Source organism: Acidipropionibacterium jensenii, from assembly GCF_005890135.1.
In the GTDB taxonomy this organism is placed as follows: Bacteria; Actinomycetota; Actinomycetes; order Propionibacteriales; family Propionibacteriaceae; genus Acidipropionibacterium; species Acidipropionibacterium jensenii.
This window is the reverse complement of sequence record NZ_CP040635.1, coordinates 1,048,299-1,069,623: the sequence shown is the minus strand read 5'-3', so window position 1 is coordinate 1,069,623 and position 21,325 is coordinate 1,048,299. Positions and strand designations below refer to the sequence as shown.

The following is a 21,325-nucleotide window of genomic DNA, read 5'->3' as shown; positions in this document are numbered from 1 at the left end:
TCGCCAGGAGTGTCCATACGGTGGTGGCATGTCCGCACCTGGACCCGCGCACCTCGGATCGGCCACCCGATCCAACGCTCGTGGGGCCCGTGACGTGAGGTCCATGTCCTGGAACCCGCGGCGGTGGGTGTCGCGTCCAGCGACCCCGCACCTGGACCGCACGGCCGACGTCATCGGCTGTTTCATGAACGGCCTGGGTCTGCTCTGGGGAATCGGCGCCACCGGATTCCAGTGGTTCCACCACCAGTTGACGCCGCGCGACGGCGTCATCGTCGCCACCCTGCTGCCCCTCACCGCGATCACGACGGGATGGATCGCGACCGCGGTCGTCCGGCGGCGCAGCGCCCGCGTTCCGTTGGTGGTGCACACCGCGGTGTGCTTTCTCTCGGTGCTGGTCTTCCTGGGGTTCTGGGAGGCCTCCCCGGGCCAGTTCCTCTCCCCGATGACCTTCGCCGTCGAGCTCGGTGCCGCCGCGGCCTGGACCTGCCTCACCTGGCCGGTGGCCGTCGTCGACCAGCTGTTCACGGTGAGTCTCGGCGGCGTGGTGATGGCCCGGACCGGGGCGGTGGGCCAGACCGAGGCCGTCGTCCTCAATATCGGCAACTCGGCCTACTACGGTGCGATCGGGCTGGTGGCGACGATGGCGTGGACCGCCATCGTCTCGGCCGTCCAGATGGCCCAGCGCGCCAGCGACAGCTCCGCGGCAGCGGTCTCCCAGCTCGTCACCGCCCAGGAGTCCGCCGCGGCGTCGAGTCGGTGGGACGGCGTCATCCACGATCACGTGCTCAATGCCCTGGCCACGGTGGCCCATCCGGGACTGGTCTGCGAGCAGGCCGCCCGGACGCTGTCGCGCCAGGCTCTCGACGCCCTCAGTCAGGACCAGATCCATCCCCCGGCGAGGGGACTGTCCGCAAGACTGGTCGACGCCGCCCGGCTGCGCGGGCTGGACGCCGACATCGACATCACCGGGGAACCGCCGTCGTCGATCGTCGGCGTTCTGGGACGAGCGGCCGAGGAGGCGCTCACCAACATCTCCCGACATGCCGGGACGGCGTCTGTGCGGGTGACAGGGCGGTTCACGCCGGAACATGCCGAACTCGTCATCAGGGACGACGGATGCGGATTCGACCCCGACCGGGTGCCCGAGACCCGGCACGGCCTGCGGGGATCGATCGTCAGCGCGATGGAGGTCAGAGGGGGCCGGGCCCGGATCGACTCGGCCCGGGGCCGGGGCACGACCATCACCCTGCTGTGGGACGATCCCCGAACCGAACCGGTTCATCTGGCGCGGTTCTGGTCCTTCCGCGCGATGGTCGTCTTTCTGGCTCAGGCCCTGGCCATCAGCCTGTTTCTCGGCTGGTTCGTGAGCGAGGACGTCATCGAGACCAGAGTGCAGATCGGGTTGACGGTCATGCTCATCGGCCTCGTGATCGCCGCCTTCTGCTGGCGTCCACTCAGCCGCAACGCCAAGGTCGTCATCACGGTGCTGACGGTGTGCTGCCAGGTCGCGATGCTCGGGAATCTGCACACCGGCACGGTCCAGTCCTGGCAGGAGTGGTTCATCGGATTCGGGCTGGGAGTGTTCGCCCCCCTCGCATGGCGGACCATGAGGAGATCCTGGGCGGTCGTGGTGGTGGCGAGCTGGCCGGTGGTGACAGTGGTCGGCACCCTGATCAACGGGGCGAATCCCTTCTGGGTGATGCTGAGCAGGGGAAGCTCCTACACCTGGCCGTTGACCCTCACCATCGCCGCGGCCTGGGCGGGCCGCAGCATGAGGAGCTCACTGCGCGAGATCGCTCACAGCCACCAGGCGACCCTCGACACCCTCCGACGACGGGCCCGCGCCGATGCCACCCGACACGAGACCGAGCGGCGGCTGGCCACCATCAAGGGGGCGCCGATGGAGATGCTCGACTACCTGGCCTGCGGAGGAGCGATCACCGGATCGGTGAAGCAGCAGTGCAGCCTGTTGGAGGCCTCCACCCGCGATCTCCTGGTGGCCCCCTTCATCCTCGACCACACCATGCAGGCCCAGTTCCAGCGGGCCCGGCGCCGGGGAGCCCGGGTCACCATTACCGGCGGCGAGGCGATCGAGGATGCGTCCCTGGACGCCGCCCAGGCCTTCCGGCGGGCCTGCGCGATCCTGGCGGAGGTGGCCGGAGCCGGCCAGCGGCTCACCTGCCGCTGGCATCCCGGCGCCGAGGGGGACGCCGCCACCGTGGCGCTGGTCAGTGAGAATGGTGCGACGGTTGGTGACGGCGTCGACTCCACCGGCGAGCAGGGTGGGCAGTCCTGGCGGCAGACCGTTCTGGCACGGCTTCGGGACGCCACCGGGAGGAGCACGCCGGGCACGGCGGGCACGGTGGGCATGGCGGGCACGCCGGGCATCGAGATCATCGACGCCGATGGGGATCTCCTGGTCCTGATCGGCGCCGCATGACGGCCGGGTCTCACAGGATCGTGCTGGTCACGAGGATCCCGGCAATGATGTCGACGACTCCCAGAACCATCCAGCCGGTTGATCTCACGCTCAGGCTGCTGGCCTTGCCCGCCTGCCAGATCGCCAGAACTCCGAGGACCGGGCCGCCAGCAGGAATCCGGTCACCGCGAGGATGCCCGCGTTGCGCCTGTGCTGGAGCCCCTCGCTCCGCTGAGCTGATCTCCTTGGGACAGTTCCTTGGAACACTGGTGTTTCTCCATCTCCTGTGCACACCTGTTGGGGGGAGGATCCTGAACCCGAGGTGATTCCCGGAGAATCGGTCGAGTCATGATGTCAGGCGTCAATCGCCAGCCCCCGCGAAAAGGGTATGAATTGAGGGGATCCGTCGTCCAGAGACCATTCGTCCCCGATCCCGGGTACACAAGAACCCGGCGCACAGGTTCTCCCGATCTGTCCCCTCAACAGGGGATGGTCGGGGGTGGGCACACGTCAGTAGCCTCGCCTCATGTAGTCATATGGCCCCGCAGTCAGATTCGTACCTGCGCCGGGTTGGCCGGCGTCACCCGATCCGGGATATCTTCCCCCATTGGGCTGGATTCCCGACGCGCAATGGCCGGATCCCCCGGAGGGATGGGTGTTCTATGTCGACAGCGCCGGACACCCGGCCGCACCGCCTGCAGGGGCATCGGTGCCGGCTCCTGGACGCACCCCGCTGCGAGTGAGGATCGGGCGTAGGTGGCTGGTCGCAGCCGGCGTCGGGGTGGTGGTTCTGGCACTGGTGCTCGGCGGCGGGTTCTGGTGGCTGAACAGGCAACCCACGATGGATCCCGACGAGGCGGGCAACGTCTTCTCACCAGCGATCATGAGTCTCACCAACAACTCGTACTACGGCAGCATCGACGGCAATGGCCAGTACTCCGGTGACGAGGTCAGGGCGAACCTGAGTCGGACAAAGTTTCACGGCGACGCCCTCAATTCCTGCATCAGTGCTGTCAAGCAGAAGATGACTCATGTGGACATGCTGCAAGTGCTCGCATCATCTCAGCGGCCGACATTCTCCACCAATGGTGATGCACTGCCCACGGATGACTCGAGCTCCTCCTCTGGACTGGCGACAGGAGGGTGCCTCGTACGTTATGGAAATACCATCACTCTGGCGGCCAGGAAGGCCGAGGACAAGGGCGGCGCCGGCTCGCCATCGCTGTCCGACATCGACTGCGCCGAGTTCGCGCAGAGTGTCAGCAGTCGCATCGACCACCTGGCCTGACAGACCCGCGTCACTCACGCCGCGCCGTACCGGCGGGGTCCGGACCTGTCCCCTGTTCAGGGGACAGGTCCGGCATCTCCCCTTGCCCGGCACGACCGGAGTGACCACTTTTCGCTCACTGCCACCGAGCGTTACCGTGTCGTGTCACCATGCTGGCGTGACAAGCATGATGCACGCTGATAACGGACCGTCTGCTGCTCGCCGTTCGGCCGCCGCGCCGTCGAGCAAGCCCCCGACCGGCCTTGAGCATTCGCTTGTCCTGGCTGCCGTCGACGACGTCCCGGTCCTGCTCGAGGGGGTGCGCGTCGTCCTGGCGACACGGATGCCGATCGCCGACTACACCTGCGCGGCCACCGTCGACGAGCTGCTGGCCAGCGGCATCCGACCCGACGTCGTGCTGCTCGACATCCGTCTCAACGACGGCTCCCTGCCGCACCAGAACGTCACCCGGATCGTGAGGGATCTCGGTGCGCCGGTGCTGATGTTCTCCCAGGAGGCGCAGCCCAGCGTTCTGCAGGCCTGTCTTGCTGCCGGTGCGGCCGGGATGCTGGAGAAGAACGCCGACGCCGACACCCTCGCCGAGGCGGTGGCCACCGTCGCCGGTGGCGAGCCCTGGCTGTCCCAGGAGTGGGCCCAGGTGGTGTCCGACCCGACCTGGATCATGCCGCACCTGGCAGAACGCGAGCAGGAGGCACTCAGGCTCTTCGCGGCCGGACTGAAGGCCGCCACCATCGCCCGCAGGATGGGCGTCCAGGGTGACACCGTCGGGACCTGGCTCAAGCGCATCCGGGGCAAGTACATCGCGGCGGGCAGGCCCGCCCCGACCCGGACCGATCTGTACATCAGGGCAGTGGAGGACGGGTACTGCGAGGGCCCCCAGCCTCACTGAGGCGCATCCTCGTGGGCGCCGATGATCTGCCCGCGAGTGGTCCACGACGGCCACCGTGGCGTCTGTTGCGAGTCCTGGCCCCCAGTGCGGGCCGGCGTCTGGACCGGACCTCCGACCTGATCGGCGCGTTCGCCGTCCTGCTCGGCATGGCGTTGAGCACCAGCTCGACGATCCACCAGTGGCGCGCGCACCAGATGACCTCGCGCGACACCGTCATCATCGGGGTGCTGCTGCCGGCCCTCACCCTCACCACCGGGTGGATCCTCACGGCGGTCCTCAGACGCCGTTCGGCCCGTCCGGCTCTGGTGGTCCACACCGGACTGTGCCTGGCGGGCGTGGTCGTCGCGGCCCTGTTCTGGCAGGTCACCCCGGGTCAGTTGGCGCCCTCTCTCGCGCACTCTGCGGTCCTTGCGGCGGCCGCCGCGTGGACCTGTCTGTCCTGGCCGTTCGCCGTCCTCGACATTCTGGCCACCGTCGCGATCGGCGGCACCGTGCTCGACGGAACCGATGAACTGGGATCTCTCAGCTGGGTGAACTCCGCCTACTACGGGACGATCGGCATCGTCACCACGATGGCCTGGATGACCGTGGTGACGAGCGTCCGGATGGCTCAGCGGGCCGACCGGGAGTCGCGTCGCACCGAACAGGAACTCATCGAGTCCGAGGAGGCTCTCGCGGAGTCGAGCCGGTGGGACGCCCTCATCCATGACAAGGTCCTCAACGCCCTGGGCTCGGCCGCCAGGGCGGCCCACCCGAGTGTCGCCGAGCCGGTGCGCCAGCTCGCCTGCGACGCCCTGGCGGCGTTGGCGGGCACCGGGCCACGCAGCCATCTGGACCAGTTCGACCAGCAGATCCGACAGATGGCCCGCGCGATCGGCCTGGACGCCGAGGTCCAGATCGAGGGGTCGCCTCTGGGGCGGGTCGCCGAGAGCTTCCGCAGGGCTGCCGGGGAGGCCCTCACCAACGTGGCCAGGCACTCCGGCGTCCTTCAGGTGAGTGTGGTGGGCCGGTTCGACGACGGACAGGGCGAGTTGACGGTGCGCGACCGGGGCTGCGGATTCGACCCTGATCAGGTTCCCGACAACCGGCACGGCCTGCGGGGGTCGGTCCGGGAGACGATGGCAGGCTGCGGCGGTCTCGCCGAGATCCTCAGTTCCCCCGGCAACGGCACAACGGTCACCATGAGCTGGCACGCCCCCACCGGTGAGCAGGTCCGGGTCGGTCAACTGCCCGCCTTCCGAGCCATGGTGGGATTCTTCATCCTCTGTCTGCTGATCAGCCTGTCGATGGGAGTGCCGTGCAGCCCATACGTCATCGACTGGCGGATCGAGGATCTCGGTCTGGCCATCCTGGTGCTGAGCGTCGGCGCCGCGATGTGCTGGCCCAGGCTCAATCTCCGGATCTGCACCCTGCTGGCGGTCGCGACGATGGCGGCGCAGATCATCATGCTGGCCAACCTGCGGCTGACCCCTGAACCCGAGTGGCAGGAGTGGTTCATCGGATTCAGCCTCGGAGTCTTCGCACCACTGGCATGGCGTACCCGGAGCCGACTGTGGTGGCTGGTCGCTGTTGCGAGCCTTCCCGTGGTGACGGCCGGAGCGGCGATCCTCGGCGGCCACGGCATCGGCTGGCTGATGGCCAGCCGGGCGAGCTCGTTCAGCTTCCCGGTGGTGATGTCGATGGGGGCCGCCTGGGCTGCCAGCAGCATGGACGCCGCCCTGGAGATGGTCCGTGACCGGCGTCGGAGGATCTCCGAGGCGATTCGGCGGAGGGCCCGTGCCGACGCGGTGCGGCTGGAGACCGAGCGTCGTCTGGCGGCCATCGGCGGGGATCCTCTGGTGATGCTCGAGAGGTTGTCGGCGGGGATGCCGATCGACGCTGAGGTGCGTCGGGAGTGCGCCATCCTGGAGGCCTCCACCAGGGACCTGCTGGTCGCCCCCCATGTGGTCTCCGCGACCATGCACCGAAGCTTCCGGAAGGCGCGCGAACGCGGCGCCACCGTCGTGATGACCGGCGTCGATCCGGTCGACGCCGACCGCGCCGAGATGGCCGCTCTCTTCCGGAGGGTGTGTGTCCGGCTCGCCGGGGAGGCCGGCGAGGGAGCCAGACTGACCTGCCGCTGGGCTCCCCGATCATCCCCCGGGCAGGCCACCGTGGCGCTGTCCGGGGCGACGCCCGGGGCGGCCGCCGGAGTCTCCGAGATCCTCGGCGGCGGTGGGTCCGCGGGTCAGGTGAGTGCCGAGGTCATCGCGGACGGCGACGATCTGCTGGTGATTCTCACAGTCCCGAGGACTCCCGGCGGGGACGCGCCGGCACCCGAAGACTGCCAGCAGGGTGCCGAACAGACCGAGACTGCTGCCGGCCCGCGCTGAATGTGTCGACCTGGCCGATTCCTTCATGGCCCGTGTTGTTCAGAGCTTCGGTGACGATTGCGCATCAGAGGATCGGCGACACTCCAGGTAGCATGATGTCGACATTGTTAGACAAGTCAGTGAGACGCCATGGGTGAGATCCCGGGGGAGAATCTGGAGGACCGTTTTCTGCGGCATCGACTGGAGTGGCATGAACACTCTGAGAAGGCGCTGAGAAACTGCCATACAAGAGTGAACTGGTTGTCTGTAGATGAATCAGAGTTCAGGCTCACGGGCACGGTATCGACGCGTAGCGCCCTGCTTCGTTTCATCTATGAGGAGCAAGTATCCTCATTCCTGTCCTGCGGCATAGAGGTGATGCGTCTTGAGGACTCGGGACAGTTCTCCGATCTCTTGGAGGCGACCGATGAACTCATCGACGTATCGGTCAACTTCATTGCAGGAAACTACACCCTGAGAAATGACAAGAACACACTTTGGCTGGACATTCCCTACGTCACCGGTGATGGAGATCACTGCGTACAACAGGCCTACAATCAGGAGCCGCTCTTCGACAGAATTCATCGGTTCGTGCGGAACGTGATCCGATAGGGTCGGAGAATTGACGCCGAGCAGTCCGGGTCACTGACTCTCGGCCCGGGAGGCGAAGACGTTCAGCCCGAGTGCCCGCGACAGGTGTGCGATCGCGCATCGGCCGCGCACACTGTTTCCCGCCGGGTCCAGCCGCGGGGAGAACGCCCCGATCGCGCACTTTCCAGGGGCGATCGCGACGATGCCGCCCGCCACTCCCGACTTCGCGGGGATCCCGATCTCGAAGAGCCACTCTCCCGACCGCTCGTACATGCCACTCGCCGCGAGCATGGAGAGGGTGTCGCGACACACGGCCGCCGGGATCACCTGCTCGCCGGTGACCGGGTTCACCCCGCCGTCGGCGAGAGTGGCGCCCATCACGGACAGGTCGTGAGTGGTGACCATCAGGGCGCACTGCCGGGTGTAGACGTCGACCGTCTCCACCGGGTCGCCGTCAAGGCGGCCGTAGCTCTGGAGCAGCTGGGCGATCGCCCGGTTGCGGACATTGGTCGCCATCTCGGAGGCGTACACCTCGTCGTCCACCTCGAGCCGGCGCCCCGCGAATGCCGACAGTCCCGTGCGGATCGACTCCCACTTCTCGGCGTTGTCGGTACCCGGCATCAGAGCGGTGGTGGCGATGGCGCCGGCGTTCACCATGGGATTCATGGGATGTCCGTCATTGAGCTCGATCGCCATCACCGAGTTGAACGGAAGTCCGGTGTTGTTGACCCCGACGCGCCCCTTGACGATCCGATGCCCACGTGAGTGGCACACCAGCGCGTACACGAAGGCCTTGGAGATCGACTGGATGGAGAACGGGTGGCCGCTGTCGCCGACGTCGTGGGTCGCACCGTCGACCTCCGCCACGGAGATGCCGAATGACGCCGGGTCCGCCTCGGCGAGGAGGGGGATGTAGTCCGCCACCTGGCCGTCATCGAGGTGGCGGTAACGATCGTGGGCCTCGACGGTCAGCCTCTCGACCTGTTCCCAGGCGGGGAGGTGACCGGTCGACACCTGTTGCTCGACGTGGTCGATGTCTTCGACGCTGTCGGACCCGGAGGGGATCATCAGGCGGCCATGCGGGGGTACACGCCTATCCGGCGGCCAGGATCCGCTGCTTCTGGGCCTCGAACTCGGCGTCGGTGAGCACTCCTGCCTCGCGCAGCTGGCCGAGTTGGGTCAACTGGTCGAGCATCGTCGCAGTCGAGGAGTTCCCGGCGGGCGCGGTTGCCGGGGCGGCAGCCGGTGCCGTGGGGGACGGCGGGGCGGCGGGCGGTGCAGGCGGGGCCGCAGGGGCCGCGTTCTGGGCGGCCCAGCGCTGCTTCTGACGGCGATGGGTGCTGCCGATGACCCTGGTCGCGACGTGGGCGCGGGCGGCAGTGCGGAGCAGGCTCATGAGGGCTGTCCTTCCGTGACGGCGAGTTCGAGATCGGCGACGGCGATCCCACCTGTGAGAATCTCGGTTCCGCCGGCCCGCGTCCAGGCCGCTGCGGTCGCGGCGAGAGACCGGTCCTCGTAGACGACCACGAGGGCGAACTGGTCGTCGTGGATCTCCGCGGCGATCGTGGCGATGTCCTCCTCGTCGAGGATGCCGGACTCGATTCCCTTGAAGATCTCCAGATCGACTGCCGAGAACGCGGCCAGTCCGCTGAGCGCCTCCCTGGTCGCGGTGCCCGTGGCCGGGTCGCGGGTGATGAGTTCCATGTCGAGGACCTCGATGGTGCCGTCCTCGACCTGCTGGAGGAGAGTCTGGAGTCCGTCATTGAGGTCGGCTCCGCGATCGAAGGCGAAGACGACGTAGTCGACGGGTCCAGAGAACAGTTCGGTAGCCACTGACAGCCTCTTTCTCTGGTGGGCCTGTGGACGGCATAGGGTGCTCAGACCACAGGAGCGGTCCGAGGTGCCGTCAGAGCGACACCCTATCCCACCCGTCCCCCTCCGGGGCCGAACCGGCGATGGGTTCTCACGGTGTCGATTCACACGGCGTCGGTTCACACGGCGTCGGTTCACACGGCGTCGGTTCACACGGTGTCGACCAGCCTCAGTCGACCAGCCTCAGTCGAGGGTCTTCCCGTCGACCTTGAAGGTCACCTGGGTCGACGACGCCACCGTCCGGGCAACCGTGCACTCCTTGTCGCGGGACAGCTTGACGAGACGCTTGACCAGCCCGGCGGCCTCCCGGCCCTCGTCGGTGTCGCGGAAGTGCACCGCGAAGTCCAGGGTGACCGGGTCGAGACGGTTGCCACCGGTCTCGTCGACCATCCGCTGGCCGCTCACCACCACCTCGAACTGCTGCGGCTCGTCGCGCCGGCTGGTGACCAGGTCGACGTCGACCGACGAGCAGCCGCCGATCGCCGCCAGCAGCAGCTCCACCGGCGTGAAGTCGTCGTCGGCCCCCGAACCCAGTCGAACCTGACCGCCGCGCGCATTCGTGGCGACATAGCGTCCCTCGGACTTGCGGGTGACGGTGACCTTCTTGGTGGCTGACGGCATGACGACCTCTTGGTGCTCTGACATGTGTGTGGGCTCACTGTCGGACCGTGCAGGGTCCGACTGAGCAACTTCGCCCATTGTGCGCCCGCGCCCGGTGAATGTCATTCCGCGGTCGCCCACCGGCCGAGGTGGTCCCGCCGATTCGATTCTGCGCGACCGCTACTTGCTCCCGGCGGCCTGGATCCCGATCTGCTGGGCCAGATCCGCCAGATCCTGACGGGACTGGTCCTGCAACCCCATCGCCAGCACCGCGGTGTCGCCCTGGAGCACCACGCAGCCGGTGTCGTTGTGGTCGGCGTCGACTCCGCACAGGGCGGTACCCGACCGGTCGGACAGCTCCTGCTGGGTCACCGAGGTCATCCCCGCCTCCGACATGAACTTCTTCAGATCGGCCTGGGGGCGACTCATCAGAATCACGGCGGAGTCCTTCCCGCCCTTGGAGTAGGTGGCCGAGATGACGGTGCTGCCGGCCTGGGTCGAGGGAGATGCGGCGGCATTCGGGTCGCGGGTGTAGTCGCCGATCTGGACCGGGAGCTCGAGCTTCCAGGTCGAGCTGGCCACCGGGCTGGCGGAGCGGGTGCTCGGCTGGATGGAGTTGATGGCGTAGGCCGCGAAACCGACCACCAGGGCGATCACGAGCACGACGATGGTGCCGACGGCCATCACCTTGTGGGAGGGGGCCCGGTCGTCCTGGTGGGGATCGTCGGCGGCCCTGCTGGGTCCCCGGCGCGCGGCCTGTCCGGCGGACGGGGCAGTGGTCTTCCCAGCGGAAGTGTCGGTCCCGGGGGAGTCCTCGGCGGGGTCGGCTCCCCGGCGGGGCCTCTCCTCGTCGGGAAGCGGTTCGTTCTCGTGATCGGTCATCGCGGCCTCACCCGACGACCTCGTCGAGGGCCTTGATGAGGGCGCGCCTGGAGCGTCCTCCTGGCCAGGACCTCACCAGGCGTCCGTCCCGCCACACCTGAATGGTCGGCAGGGACAGGATCTGCTGGTCGGCGGCGGTGCGCTGGTTGGCATTGGTGTCCACCGTGGCGAAGGTCATCCGGTCGCCGTAGGTCTCCGAGAGCTCCGCGACGACCGGGGACAGCTGCTTGCACGGTGCGCACCAGTCGGCCCAGTAGTCGACCAGGACCGGCCGGGCCGAGCCCAGCACCACCGATGCGAAGGTCGCATCGGTGACTTCGATGACCTGGCTCATGGCTCACCTCTCGGATGGGGGGACTCGACGATCTTAGAGGACGGTCGGGACACACCGAAGGACGGCGAGGAGTACCGCAGAAGTGCCGGGACGGACCCGACGCATAGGGTGCTCCCATGCCACCGCGCTCCCCGCTGCCCCAGCGTCACGGCCTGGAGTCCGCCTGGGTGCGCACCCCCGACCAGGGAGAGTGCCGGCGTCTGGCGGCGGCCGAGGGCGTCCCGCCAGCCGGATCGGGACAGGCTCCCTGGGCCACGATGCGCGATTTCCTGGTGTGGAAACTCCCCAGGATCGGGCCGGCCCGGATCGACGAGATGCTCGCCCGGGGACGATTCGTGGGGTGCGACGGGGACGCGATGGACCGCGCCACCCCGTTCACCGCGCAGACCTTCGTCTACTTCCACCGGGACCTGCCGGTCGAGAAGCCGGTGCCCTTCCCGATCGAGATCCTCCACCGGGACGAGCGGATCCTGGTGGTCGACAAACCGCACTTCCTGTCCTCGATCCCCCGCGGCGCCCACGTGCTGGAGTCGGTGGTGGTCAAACTGCGGACCCAACTGGGAATGCCGGAGCTGACGGTCGCCCACCGACTGGACCGGGTCACCGCCGGAGTGCTGATCCTCACCTGTCAACGTCGGTGGCGGCGGCCCTACCAGGAACTCTTCGAGCACCACCAGGTGCACAAGATCTACCGGGCCGTCGCCCCGGCCCTCGACCTGCCCCCCGAGGGGGTTGAGGTCGCCAGTCACATCGTCAAGCAGCGCGGCGTCCTCCAGGCGACCGAACTGCCCGGGTCACCGCCGAATGCGCGCACCCGGATCCGGCTCCTGGAGCGCCGGGGCGATCTGGGCCTCTACGAGGCCCTCCCGCTGACCGGCAAGACCCACCAGGTCCGGCTCCATCTCATGCGGCTGGGGGCGCCGATCCTCAACGACCCCTTCTACCCCGAGGTGCTCGACATCCCGGTCGACGACTTCAGCCGCCCGCTCCAGCTCCAGGCCTTCGAGGCCTCCTTCACCGACCCCGTCACCGGCGAGCCGCGCTGCTTCCGCTCCCGACGGACCCTGTCCTGCTGGCCCGGGGTCACTGGGCGACGGTGAATCGCGCCCCTCGGTGGGCCGGCGTCTCCAGCTCGTCGAGGATGGCCACGGCGAAGGTTCCCGAGCTGACGAAGCTGCCGGCGGGCGAGTCGAGGGCCACCGAGTAGTGGTCCGCGGTGTCTCCGGGGGCGATCTCGGGTGCCGGGGAGATCAGCGTCCAGTCGAGCCCGTGGGATGCCCGGTACAGGCCCAGCACGGTCGAGAAGGCCTCGGCCTCCGGCTTGTAGAGGGGCGGGAACCCCAGTCCGTCCTTGAGCTCGACCCCGTCGGCCAGCAGGGATCCGGCGCCGCCGACCACCAGCAGGCGTCCGGTCGGTGCGGCGGCGATGAGATCGCGGTGGGCCTTGATGACGGGCTCGGCCGAGCCACCGGTGCGGTCGGTCGGCACCGCGATGACGGTGGCGTCCGAGGCGTTGATGAGGTCGATGACGGTTGCGGTGTCCGACAGGTCAGCGGCGACCGGGGTGGTTCCCTCGACCGCCGTGCCACCACGGGTGACGGCGGTCACCCGGTGTCCGCGGGACAGCGCCTCGGCGACGACGCGGGAGCCGACCATGCCGGTGGCCCCGATGACGGTGATGTTCATGTGTCCTCCTGAGAAGTACGGCAGATCGGGAGTGATCTCGATCCCACGCGATTCACGGTATACGGTGGTAACGAAGTACCTCAAGGTAACTGAAGGAGTGTGAGGGCGTGTCAACCACCGCGCAGCCGAGGACCGTCGGGGCGGGATCGCGGCGCAGCAGCTCGCCGCAGGGGCCGATGGCCTTCGACGTGATGAACCCGGCCTGCCCCTCCCGCACCGTGCTGAGGCACCTCACCGACCGCTGGACCCCGCTCGTCGTCTCCGCCCTTGCGCCGGGGTCGCTGCGCTTCGGACAGTTGCGCAGCCAGGTCGCCGGGGTGACGGCGAAGGTCCTCACCCAGACGCTGAGGTCGATGGAGCGCGACGGACTGCTCACCCGGACGGTGACGGCGTCGGTGCCTCCGCGGGTGGACTACGACCTCACCGCGCTCGGGCAGAGTCTGATTCCCCCGATCGGTGCGCTGCGGGACTGGGCCGAGGGCCATGCCGGCGAGGTGCTGGCCGCCCGACAGGCCTGGGACGCCGGCAGCGGCGAGGCCTGAGGGATCGGTGGGGCTGGAGGGGTCGGAGCGGTCGGGCGTTGTGGGGCCCCGGAGCCACCGGCCTGCCGGTCGCTGCTGGTTCGACGGCCCCGGGTGCGGAAGAATTGGCAACGGTGCGACGGTCACCCTTGGAGTCCCTGTGAAGCAGCAGTGTGATCAGGAGGCTCAGAGGCAGTACTCATCTCTCACACAGGAAGCCGGGCCAGCATGATGTCCATGGATGACAGCAACAGGAGCTCCGGCGAGGCCCCCCGCGACGGAGCGGAGTGGTCTCAAGACGGCGTCCGGCTCGATGGTTCCGGGCAGCCGATTGACTCCGGTCAGCCCGCCGGTCCGGGGCAGCCCGCCGAACCGACTGTGTGGAGCGGGTGGGACACCTTGGACGCCTCGGCCGGCAAACCCGCCGATCAGGCCTCGGAGACCGCTGCGGGTGCCGGGGGCCAGTCGCCCACCGGTCCCGGCAGTGACGCCGGACAGCAGGGTTACCCCTCCCAGTCCAACGCCGGGCCCTACTCCCAGCCGTCATCTCAGCCGTATTCGCAGACCTGGCAGGACTCGGGGACCTCTCCCTACTCGGGCCAGGGCCAGTACCCGGGCCAGGGGCAGCAGGGCCCGTATGCGGGGCAGGGGCAGTACCCGAACGCCTCCTACCCGGGGCAGGGGCAGTCGGCCAACCGGGCCCCGTACCCGGGCCCGGCGGCACCCAACCCGTCACAGGGTGCGGGCTCGGCACAGGGCTTCGGCTCCTCTCAGGGATCCTGGGGGCAGGGCCCCGCCGGACAGTACGCCCCCCCGGCGTCCGGCCCTGCCACGACCACCCAGCGCGGCCGCGGCACCGGGATGAAGGCCGGGGCGGTCGCCCTGGTCGCGGTCCTGGCCGCCGGGGCGGGCGGTCTGTCCGGCTGGGCGGTGAGCAGCCAGACCCAGAACGACGCCGCCACCACGAGCTCCTCGGTCGCCCCGAGCGCCTCTGGCACCCGGGTGATCCAGGGCAATGCCTCGAACCCGGACTGGACCGCCACCGCCAAGGCCGTCTCCAACTCGGTGGTCTCCATCTCGGTGAAGACCGGGCAGGGCACCGGAGCCGGTTCCGGCGTCGTTCTCAACACCAAGGGCGACATCGTCACCAACAACCACGTCGTCGCGGCCGGCGGGTCCGGCGGCACCATCGCGGTCTCGATGGGCGACAAGACCTACGAGGCCACGATCGTCGGCACCGATCCGTCCACCGACCTCGCCGTGATCCGCCTGGGCCAGGTGCCCAAGGACCTCACCCCGATCACACTCGGCAACTCCGACCAGCTCGCCGTCGGCGCCCCGGTGATGGCGATCGGAAACCCGTTGGGACTGTCGGGATCGGTCACCACCGGCATCATCAGCGCCCTCAACCGCCCGGTGACGACGTCGACCGGGGACCAGGGCCAGGCCAGCGGCTCCGACTCCGCCGGTGTGGTCGTCACCAGCGCCATCCAGACCAGCGCCCCGATCAATCCGGGCAACTCCGGCGGCGCCCTGGTCAACGCCGACGGTCAACTCATCGGGATCAACTCCTCGATCGCCAGCCTGTCCTCGGCGTCGTCGAACTCCCAGTCCGGCAGCATCGGGATCGGATTCGCCATTCCGGTCAACCAGGTGAAGATCATCACCGACCAGCTCATCGCCTCGGGCAAGGCCCGGCACGCCTACCTCGGCGTCACCACCGCCACCGGCACCGCGACCGTCGCGGGCGTGACGACCACGGGAGCCTCGGTGCGATCGGTCCAGGCCGACTCGCCGGCCGACAGGGCCGGGATCAGGGAGGGGGACGTCGTCATCTCGATGAACTCGACGACGGTCACCTCCGGGGAGTCCCTGGTCGGGCTGGTGCGGTCCCGCAAGGTCGGGGAGAGAGTGACCCTGACGGTGGTCCGCGACGGCTCCCAGCAGAAGATCCAGGTGACCCTGGCGGCGTCCGCCCGGTGAGCCCGGGAGCCGGCGTCACATCAGGTCCAGGACTGCCCGGGCCGTCTCGTCGTCGACCACCAGATCGGTGGCCACCCGCGCCCTGAGGGCCGCCAGCAGGGCCTTGGCCTTGGCGCGTCCGGCCACCACGCAGACCCTGCGCGGCACCTTCTGGAGCTGGTGCGGGGTCATCCCGGTGGCCCGCTCGTTGAACGGGATGTCGGTGAAGGACCCGTCGGCCTTGAGGAAGACGGTGTTGACGTCGCCGACCACCCCGTAGGCGGTCAGCTCGCTCATCTCGGCCTCGGTGAGATAGCCCGCGGAGTAGACGTGGGAGGGCACCGGGGCGTCGAGTGCTCCCAGTCCGAAGACCGCCAGATCCAGGTTCCGCTGGGCCGCCAGCACCGACTGCACGGCCCTCTCGCGCCACATCGCGACCTTGGTCTGGGGGTCGTCGAAGAAGGCGGGTACCGGGAAGTGCACGACCTCCCCCTGGAAGGCCTGGGCCATCCGCGTCATGATCGCCCCGGTGTAGGGGATGCCGAAGCTGCCGGGATTGGCGGCTCCGTTCATCTGGACCACCCGCACGTTGCGGACGTCCTTGGGGATGAGGTGCTGGGTGATGGCGTCCAGGGTGGTTCCCCAGGCCAGTCCGATGGAGACGCCGTCATGGACGAGGTCGGTGATGTGCTGGCCGGCGATCCGGGCCACCTGGTCGAGGCGGTGCACCTCGGTGGTTCCCGAGCGGACCGGGACGATGGTGGTGCGCACCCCGAACATCCTCGACAGGGAGGTGCCCAGGCCGGTGCGGGCGCCGGTCGGCTGGGCCAGGCTGATCCGGACCAGCCCGGTCTCCCGGGCCTGCTTGAGGAGACGGGAGACGGTGGATCGCGAGGTGCCCAGATGCTTGGCGATGACCTCCATGGTCTCGCCCTGCATGTAGTACATGGACGCCGCCGTCCAGAGGTCGTCCGCCCACTCGTTCATACTCTTCCCTTCAGGATGCACGTTAGTGCACGCTCGCTGACGCCATGTTCACGGCCATGGTTTAATTCGGACAGTTCGGCGCGCAAAGCCGGACCGGGTGCGGTGAGGTCGTCCACGACGGATGACCACGCGGCCCTCGTCGGATGGATGTCACTGGTGACATCCCCTTCATAGGAGTCCTTCATGGTTCTGGAAACGGCGGTTCCCGCCGCGACCGCATTCGGGTCCGAGTTCCTTGGAACAATGATCCTCATCATCCTTGGTGTGGGCGTCGTGGCGAACAATCTTCTCCCCAAGTCGAAGGGTCGGGCCAATGCTCCGGGTTCCCTTCAGATCAACTGGGGCTGGGGTTTCGGCGTCATGTTCGGCGTCTACACAGCCTACAAGACCGGTGGACAGCTGAACCCCGCCGTCACCGTCGGCCTGTGGCTGGCCGGTAAAGACCTCGCTCCCGGCCTCCCGGCCAACGCGACCAACATCCTGGTCTGCATCGCCGGTCAGTTCGCCGGCGCCTTCGTCGGTGCCGTCATCGCCTGGCTGGCCTACAAGCAGCACTACGACGAGGACTGCGACCCCGCGCTCAAGCTGGGCACCTTCGCCACCGGCCCCGAGATCCGCAACCCCTTCTGGAACACCATGACCGAGCTCATCGGCACCTGGGTGCTGCTGATCTGGGTCCTGCTGTCCGGCTACACCACGACCGCCATCGGCCCGCTCGGCGTTGCTCTGCTGATCGTCGCGATCGGCGCCTCCCTCGGTGGCCCGACCGGGTACGCCATCAACCCTGCTCGTGACCTCGCTCCCCGTCTTGCACACGCCGTCCTGCCGATCAAGGGCAAGGGCAGCTCCGACTGGGGCTACGCCTGGGTCCCGATCGTCGGCCCGATGCTCGGTGCCATCCTCGCCGCGCTCACCTACCGGGTGTTCTGGCTCTGACACGTCGTGCGGGGGACGGCGGTCAGCCGTCCCCCGCACAAGCTCCTGGGTGAGCGTTGGCGGGAGCCCCTTAACGGGCAGTCGTCGACAGGCACCCGGGTGGACTCCTGCGAGTCCCCGGTGGGATCCGTCGGCCGCCTCGGTGGCCGGTGGTTCGACTGGGTGTGATACCAACGATGGTGGTGGTGCCGAGGCATAACGGCTTGTCACGGCGTCACCGGACAATCGAATAGACAACTCCATATCCAGTGCTCAGTCAGCACGTGGAGACCGGTCGACAGCAGACGTCGTGGACGACGTCGGGCAGGAGACCGGATCCGAGGAAGACCGGTCGGATCACCTGAGGATCCGGCCGGGATGGACCAGACAACATCGGGCGGCGCTTCGCCCCATCGACCTCCGGAGCACCGCTGCGGAGTCTCGACACAGAAAGGGATCACTCATGAGTGACCAGCAGTACGTTCTCGCCATCGACGAGGGGACCACCTCCGCTCGCGCGATCATCTTCGACCACGCCGGCACGGTGGTCTCGGTCGGTCAGCAGGAGTTCGAGCAGATCTTCCCGCGTGCCGGCTGGGTTGAGCACGACCCGATCGAGATCATGGAGGCGGTCAGGGAGGTCGTCGGCCAGGCCCTCGGCAAGGCCTCCATCAACCGCCACCAGCTGGCCGCCATCGGCATCACCAACCAGCGCGAGACCACCATCGTCTGGGACAAGAACACCGGACAGCCGGTCTACAACGCCATCGTCTGGCAGGACGGCCGCACCACCTCCATCGTCAACGAGATCAACGCCGGGGACCCCGCCGGCTCCGAGCGCTACCGCCAGATCACCGGCGAGAACGTCTCCAACTACCCCTCCGCCCCGAAGATCAAGTGGATCCTCGACAACGTCGACGGCGCCCGCGAGAAGGCTGAGGCCGGGAACCTGCTCTTCGGCACCCCGGACACCTGGGTGCTGTGGAACCTCACCGGAGGCGTCAACGGCGGCATTCACGTCACCGACGTCACCAACGCTTCCCGGACCCTGCTGATGGACGTCCGCGAGCTCACCTGGCGCGAGGACATCTGCAAGGACTTCGGCATTCCGATGTCGATGCTGCCCGAGATCAAGTCCTCCTCCGAGGTCTACGGCTACGGCTCCAAGAACAGCCTGCTCATCGACACCCCGATCGCCGGCATCCTCGGCGACCAGCAGGCCGCCACCTTCGGCCAGGCCTGCTTCGAGCCCGGCAATGTGAAGAACACCTACGGAACCGGCTGCTTCACCCTGATGAACACCGGCGAGGAAGCCGTCTTCTCCAAGAACGGCCTGCTCACCACCGTCTGCTACAAGATCGGCGACAAGAAGCCCGTCTACGCTCTCGAGGGTTCGATCGCGGTGGCCGGTTCGCTGGTCCAGTGGCTGCGCGACAACCTGCAGATGATCGACTCCGCCCCGGAGATCGAGGAGCTGGCCAAGACCGTCGAGGACAACGGCGGCGCCTACTTCGTGCCGGCCTTCTCGGGCCTGTTCGCTCCGTACTGGCGCACCGAGGCCCGCGGCGCCCTGGTCGGCCTCACCCGCTACGTCAACCGCGGCCACCTGGCCCGCGCCGTCATCGAGGCGACCGCCTTCCAGACACGCGAGGTCGTCGACGCCATGAACGCCGACTCCGGCGTCCCGCTGACCGCCCTCAAGGTCGACGGTGGCATGACCGCCAACGAGACCCTGATGCAGTTCCAGGCCGACCAGGTCGGCGTTCCGGTGATCCGTCCGGTGGTCGCCGAGACCACCGCGCTGGGTGCCGCCTACGCGGCCGGCATCGCCGTCGGCTTCTGGAACGGCGAGCAGGACGTCATCGACAACTGGGCCGAGGACAAGCGCTGGGAGCCCAAGGGCGAGGAGAAGGAGCGCGAGCGTCTCTACCGCAACTGGAAGAAGGCCGTCACCAAGACCTTCGACTGGGTCGACGACGACGTGATCGACTGAGCATCAGTCAGTGCTGAGCGGCTGAGCAGCTGACTGCCTGACCGAGCCGACAGGGCGGGGAGAGGACCTGGAGTCCTCCCCCGCCCTGTTTCTGCGTGCTTGTGGGTGCGGGGGTGGCCAGAGTGCGGAAGATGGGCGGCCGGTCGGGTTGGGGCAAGCAGACGGCCCCAAACATCCACGATGCTCGCGAAGTTCGACGATGCTCGCGCTATAGCGCGAGCATCGTCGAACTTCGCGAGCATCGTGGAAGAAGGGTGGGGTGGGAGAAGGGCGGGGGTGGATGCACACCACGGGACTTGACCACACGGCCGGGGGGAGAAGGCGAAGACGGCCGTCAGAGAAGGGGAGACCCCCGCCGGATGGCCGGCGGGGGTCTGGCAAAGCCCAAGGACGGGTCAGCGGTGGGGTTGGGACTGTCGCAGTCCCAGGCCCTTCTTCGTGTAGTGGGTCGGGGCGTTGGTCCCGAAGGTCCCGGTGACAGATCGTCCCAGGAGTTCGCCGAGGGAGTCCGACTTCGCCCGCTCTGCGGCCTGGCGGGTGGACTGTTCATCGCCGAGCGCCGCCAGCACCGTCTCGACCACATCGTCGGGGGCTGAGGGGGCGTTCTGGGAGGCGAGAAGATCGCTCACCCAACTGCACTCGGGGTCGTTCAGACTGTCATCGTTGAGCCGGCTGTCATCCACGATGGCCTCCTTCGAAACCGGGTGCGCGTCCTGTGAGGGCTCGCCACGTCTCAGATGGGACGCGCCAGGGTCGCCGGCAGTTCCCATCCCCCGCCTGTCTGCGTCTCCTCCACCCGCCAAGGGGTCGGACGTCGTCACCGCGACCCTGCTGGTCGCCTGCTCCGGTCGACGTCGGCGGTGACCCCCGTCCGGCGATGACGGAGCGTCGAACCGGCCCGTCATGAGACGTTCCGCAACGGCTCCAGAAGCACCGCCAGCCGCGCCCGACCCCGCGCGCAGCGGCTCTTCACCGTCCCTTTCGGCACCCCCAGCGCCACCGAGGCCTCCTCGACGCTCATCCCCTCCATGTCCACCAGCACCAAGGCCGCCCGCTGGTCGGCATTGATGCGGCCCAGCGCCTGCTGGACGGCGTCCGCCAGCTCGGCGGACTCCACCCCGATGGTCGGGTCGTCGGAGGCCACGAGGTTGAGATCACGATCATCCCCCGGCTCCAGGGGCTGGGCCCGGCGCACCCGGTTGCGACGGATCCGGTCCAGACAGGCGTTGACCACGATCCGGTGCAACCAGCTGGTCACCGCCGAGTCCCCCCGGAACGATCCGGCCCGCCGGAAGGCCGAGACCATCGCGTCCTGCAACGCATCGGAGGCCTCCTCCCGGTCGTGCATGGTGCGCAGCGCCACCGCCCACAGACGGTCGCGGTGTCGCAGGAAGAGCGTCTGGAAGGCGGTCGCATCGCCGGCCACGTGGATCCTCAGCAGCTCGGCGTCACTCAGTTCGTCGTGGTCTGGGGAACCGCCCGGGGTCGGGACGCTGTCCTGCGGCTCGCGTCCGGGTCCCGCCACTCCATCCCCGGGGAGGGACTCGCCGTCGCTGCGACCGGTCACGGGTTGACCTTGATCTCGGCGATCCCGCCCTGGTAGCGGCCCTGGCCGATCCGCGGCAGGGAGGTGAGGTACACCAGCAGGTATCGGCTGGAGGTCGGGTCGCTCGGCTTCAGGGTCGTGGTGCCCTGGGCGGTCGCATCGCCGGCCACCCTGGTCCAGTCGTTGATGGACGACATCGGCGCCCGTCGGCTCGAGCCGGACGGCACGTAGAGGCCCACATCGGTGGCCCCGTTGACCAGGGTCACCGTCACCGAGGAGAACCGGGTGTCCTGGCCCAGGTCGACCACCAGTCCGACTCCGGGCTTGAGCCGACCGAGCTTGGGGGAGCCGCGGTAGACCAGGGTCTTCCAGGCGGTGGCGGGCTTCCCGTCCCAGGCCAGGGCCACCTGGTCGGGGTTCTCCTCGTCATTGCCGCCGTCGCGCTGGGGGTCGAAGTCATCGACCTTCGAGATGGAGATCGTGGACCCG

Annotated in this window: 20 protein-coding genes; 10 read left to right on the top strand and 10 right to left on the bottom strand. The window is 68.4% G+C overall.

Features of this window, described 5'->3' with window-relative positions:
• The first annotated feature begins 103 nt into the window (after positions 1–103).
• The 5 genes from FEZ32_RS04620 to FEZ32_RS04605 all read left to right on the top strand — a co-directional run bounded on the left by FEZ32_RS04620 (position 104) and on the right by FEZ32_RS04605 (position 7,559).
• Positions 104–2,440: a sensor histidine kinase gene (locus FEZ32_RS04620; protein ID WP_175415720.1), complete on the top strand. Its 2,337-nt coding sequence runs from the start codon at positions 104–106 to the stop codon at positions 2,438–2,440.
• A 763-nt stretch (positions 2,441–3,203) separates the two neighbouring features.
• The gene (locus tag FEZ32_RS13495; RefSeq protein ID WP_217496623.1) at positions 3,204–3,707 is read left to right on the top strand and encodes a hypothetical protein; all 504 of its coding nucleotides are present in this window, start codon (positions 3,204–3,206) and stop codon (positions 3,705–3,707) included.
• Between the two features lie 166 nt (positions 3,708–3,873).
• Positions 3,874–4,596 carry a response regulator gene (locus FEZ32_RS13490; RefSeq protein WP_161971578.1) on the top strand — a complete coding sequence of 241 codons (723 nt, stop codon included), beginning with the start codon at positions 3,874–3,876 and terminating at the stop codon, positions 4,594–4,596.
• A gap of 65 nt (positions 4,597–4,661) precedes the next feature.
• Positions 4,662–6,968 carry a sensor histidine kinase gene (locus tag FEZ32_RS04610; RefSeq protein ID WP_138680057.1) on the top strand — a complete coding sequence of 769 codons (2,307 nt, stop codon included), beginning with the start codon at positions 4,662–4,664 and terminating at the stop codon, positions 6,966–6,968.
• 129 nt (positions 6,969–7,097) lie between these two features.
• Positions 7,098–7,559: a hypothetical protein gene (locus tag FEZ32_RS04605; protein ID WP_028703209.1), complete on the top strand. Its 462-nt coding sequence runs from the start codon at positions 7,098–7,100 to the stop codon at positions 7,557–7,559.
• A 30-nt stretch (positions 7,560–7,589) separates the two neighbouring features.
• Here the strand turns inward: FEZ32_RS04605 and glsA are convergent, their stop codons facing one another.
• From glsA to FEZ32_RS04575, 6 genes are all read right to left on the bottom strand, one after another.
• A complete protein-coding gene (gene glsA / locus FEZ32_RS04600; protein WP_138680056.1) occupies positions 7,590–8,606 on the bottom strand; it encodes a glutaminase A in 1,017 nt (338 codons plus the stop codon).
• 25 nt (positions 8,607–8,631) lie between these two features.
• Positions 8,632–8,934 (bottom strand): SHOCT domain-containing protein, encoded by a 303-nt coding sequence (locus tag FEZ32_RS13880; protein ID WP_138680055.1) that lies wholly within the window; start codon positions 8,932–8,934, stop codon positions 8,632–8,634.
• On the bottom strand, positions 8,931–9,371 hold the full coding sequence (locus tag FEZ32_RS04590) for a hypothetical protein (protein WP_138680054.1): 441 nt from the start codon (positions 9,369–9,371) through the stop codon (positions 8,931–8,933). The genes FEZ32_RS13880 and FEZ32_RS04590 overlap by 4 nt, the downstream gene beginning before the upstream one ends.
• A 222-nt stretch (positions 9,372–9,593) precedes the next feature.
• Complete coding sequence (locus tag FEZ32_RS04585) at positions 9,594–10,031, bottom strand: OsmC family protein (RefSeq protein WP_138680053.1); 438 nt, start codon at positions 10,029–10,031, stop codon at positions 9,594–9,596.
• 159 nt (positions 10,032–10,190) lie between these two features.
• The gene (locus FEZ32_RS04580; protein WP_138680052.1) at positions 10,191–10,892 is read right to left on the bottom strand and encodes a hypothetical protein; all 702 of its coding nucleotides are present in this window, start codon (positions 10,890–10,892) and stop codon (positions 10,191–10,193) included.
• A gap of 7 nt (positions 10,893–10,899) precedes the next feature.
• Complete coding sequence (locus FEZ32_RS04575; RefSeq protein WP_028703215.1) at positions 10,900–11,226, bottom strand: thioredoxin family protein; 327 nt, start codon at positions 11,224–11,226, stop codon at positions 10,900–10,902.
• A gap of 257 nt (positions 11,227–11,483) precedes the next feature.
• On the opposite strand from FEZ32_RS04575, the gene FEZ32_RS04570 reads away from it, so the two are divergent.
• The gene (locus FEZ32_RS04570; protein ID WP_138680849.1) at positions 11,484–12,326 is read left to right on the top strand and encodes a pseudouridine synthase; all 843 of its coding nucleotides are present in this window, start codon (positions 11,484–11,486) and stop codon (positions 12,324–12,326) included.
• Here FEZ32_RS04570 and FEZ32_RS04565 read toward each other — a convergent pair.
• On the bottom strand, positions 12,310–12,912 hold the full coding sequence (locus FEZ32_RS04565; protein ID WP_138680051.1) for an NAD(P)-dependent oxidoreductase: 603 nt from the start codon (positions 12,910–12,912) through the stop codon (positions 12,310–12,312). The genes FEZ32_RS04570 and FEZ32_RS04565 overlap by 17 nt on opposite strands.
• Before the next feature lie 107 nt (positions 12,913–13,019).
• On the opposite strand from FEZ32_RS04565, the gene FEZ32_RS04560 reads away from it, so the two are divergent.
• On the top strand, positions 13,020–13,454 hold the full coding sequence (locus FEZ32_RS04560) for a winged helix-turn-helix transcriptional regulator (RefSeq protein WP_244937912.1): 435 nt from the start codon (positions 13,020–13,022) through the stop codon (positions 13,452–13,454).
• A gap of 216 nt (positions 13,455–13,670) precedes the next feature.
• Positions 13,671–15,416 (top strand): trypsin-like peptidase domain-containing protein, encoded by a 1,746-nt coding sequence (locus FEZ32_RS13875; protein WP_244937911.1) that lies wholly within the window; start codon positions 13,671–13,673, stop codon positions 15,414–15,416.
• A gap of 15 nt (positions 15,417–15,431) precedes the next feature.
• Here FEZ32_RS13875 and FEZ32_RS04550 read toward each other — a convergent pair whose 3' ends face one another.
• Positions 15,432–16,382, bottom strand: coding sequence for a sugar-binding transcriptional regulator (locus tag FEZ32_RS04550; protein ID WP_097828616.1), 951 nt, complete (start codon positions 16,380–16,382; stop codon positions 15,432–15,434).
• Between the two features lie 183 nt (positions 16,383–16,565).
• Here FEZ32_RS04550 and FEZ32_RS04545 point away from each other — a divergent pair, with 183 nt between their 5' ends.
• Together FEZ32_RS04545 and glpK are read left to right on the top strand one after the other, a co-directional pair.
• Positions 16,566–17,318, top strand: coding sequence for an MIP/aquaporin family protein (locus tag FEZ32_RS04545; protein ID WP_138680050.1), 753 nt, complete (start codon positions 16,566–16,568; stop codon positions 17,316–17,318).
• Positions 17,319–17,760: 442 nt separating this feature from the next.
• Positions 17,761–19,290 carry a glycerol kinase GlpK gene (glpK, locus tag FEZ32_RS04540; protein ID WP_138680049.1) on the top strand — a complete coding sequence of 510 codons (1,530 nt, stop codon included), beginning with the start codon at positions 17,761–17,763 and terminating at the stop codon, positions 19,288–19,290.
• Positions 19,291–19,685: 395 nt separating this feature from the next.
• Here the strand turns inward: glpK and FEZ32_RS04535 are convergent, their stop codons facing one another.
• The gene (locus FEZ32_RS04535) at positions 19,686–19,973 is read right to left on the bottom strand and encodes a hypothetical protein (protein WP_028703222.1); all 288 of its coding nucleotides are present in this window, start codon (positions 19,971–19,973) and stop codon (positions 19,686–19,688) included.
• Positions 19,974–20,191: 218 nt separating this feature from the next.
• Entirely contained in the window at positions 20,192–20,857 is a 666-nt protein-coding gene (sigM, locus tag FEZ32_RS04530) for an RNA polymerase sigma factor SigM (RefSeq protein ID WP_244937910.1), read from the bottom strand.
• Between the last annotated feature and the right edge of the window lie 468 nt (positions 20,858–21,325).

Excerpts from the sequence above, each read along its gene's own strand:
- glsA (WP_138680056.1), bottom strand. The coding sequence starts at position 8,606 with ATGATCCCCTCCGGGTCCGACAGCGTCGAAGACATCGACCACGTCGAG.
- FEZ32_RS04575 (WP_028703215.1), bottom strand. The coding sequence starts at position 11,226 with ATGAGCCAGGTCATCGAAGTCACCGATGCGACCTTCGCATCGGTGGTG.
- FEZ32_RS04565 (WP_138680051.1), bottom strand. The coding sequence starts at position 12,912 with ATGAACATCACCGTCATCGGGGCCACCGGCATGGTCGGCTCCCGCGTC.
- FEZ32_RS04570 (WP_138680849.1), top strand. The coding sequence starts at position 11,484 with ATGCGCGATTTCCTGGTGTGGAAACTCCCCAGGATCGGGCCGGCCCGG.
- glpK (WP_138680049.1), top strand. The coding sequence starts at position 17,761 with ATGAGTGACCAGCAGTACGTTCTCGCCATCGACGAGGGGACCACCTCC.
- FEZ32_RS04550 (WP_097828616.1), bottom strand. The coding sequence starts at position 16,382 with ATGAACGAGTGGGCGGACGACCTCTGGACGGCGGCGTCCATGTACTAC.
- FEZ32_RS04585 (WP_138680053.1), bottom strand. The coding sequence starts at position 10,031 with ATGCCGTCAGCCACCAAGAAGGTCACCGTCACCCGCAAGTCCGAGGGA.
- FEZ32_RS13875 (WP_244937911.1), top strand. The coding sequence starts at position 13,671 with ATGGATGACAGCAACAGGAGCTCCGGCGAGGCCCCCCGCGACGGAGCG.
- FEZ32_RS13880 (WP_138680055.1), bottom strand. The coding sequence starts at position 8,934 with ATGAGCCTGCTCCGCACTGCCGCCCGCGCCCACGTCGCGACCAGGGTC.
- FEZ32_RS04580 (WP_138680052.1), bottom strand. The coding sequence starts at position 10,892 with ATGACCGATCACGAGAACGAACCGCTTCCCGACGAGGAGAGGCCCCGC.
- FEZ32_RS04605 (WP_028703209.1), top strand. The coding sequence starts at position 7,098 with ATGGGTGAGATCCCGGGGGAGAATCTGGAGGACCGTTTTCTGCGGCAT.
- FEZ32_RS13490 (WP_161971578.1), top strand. The coding sequence starts at position 3,874 with ATGATGCACGCTGATAACGGACCGTCTGCTGCTCGCCGTTCGGCCGCC.
- FEZ32_RS04545 (WP_138680050.1), top strand. The coding sequence starts at position 16,566 with ATGGTTCTGGAAACGGCGGTTCCCGCCGCGACCGCATTCGGGTCCGAG.
- FEZ32_RS04620 (WP_175415720.1), top strand. The coding sequence starts at position 104 with ATGTCCTGGAACCCGCGGCGGTGGGTGTCGCGTCCAGCGACCCCGCAC.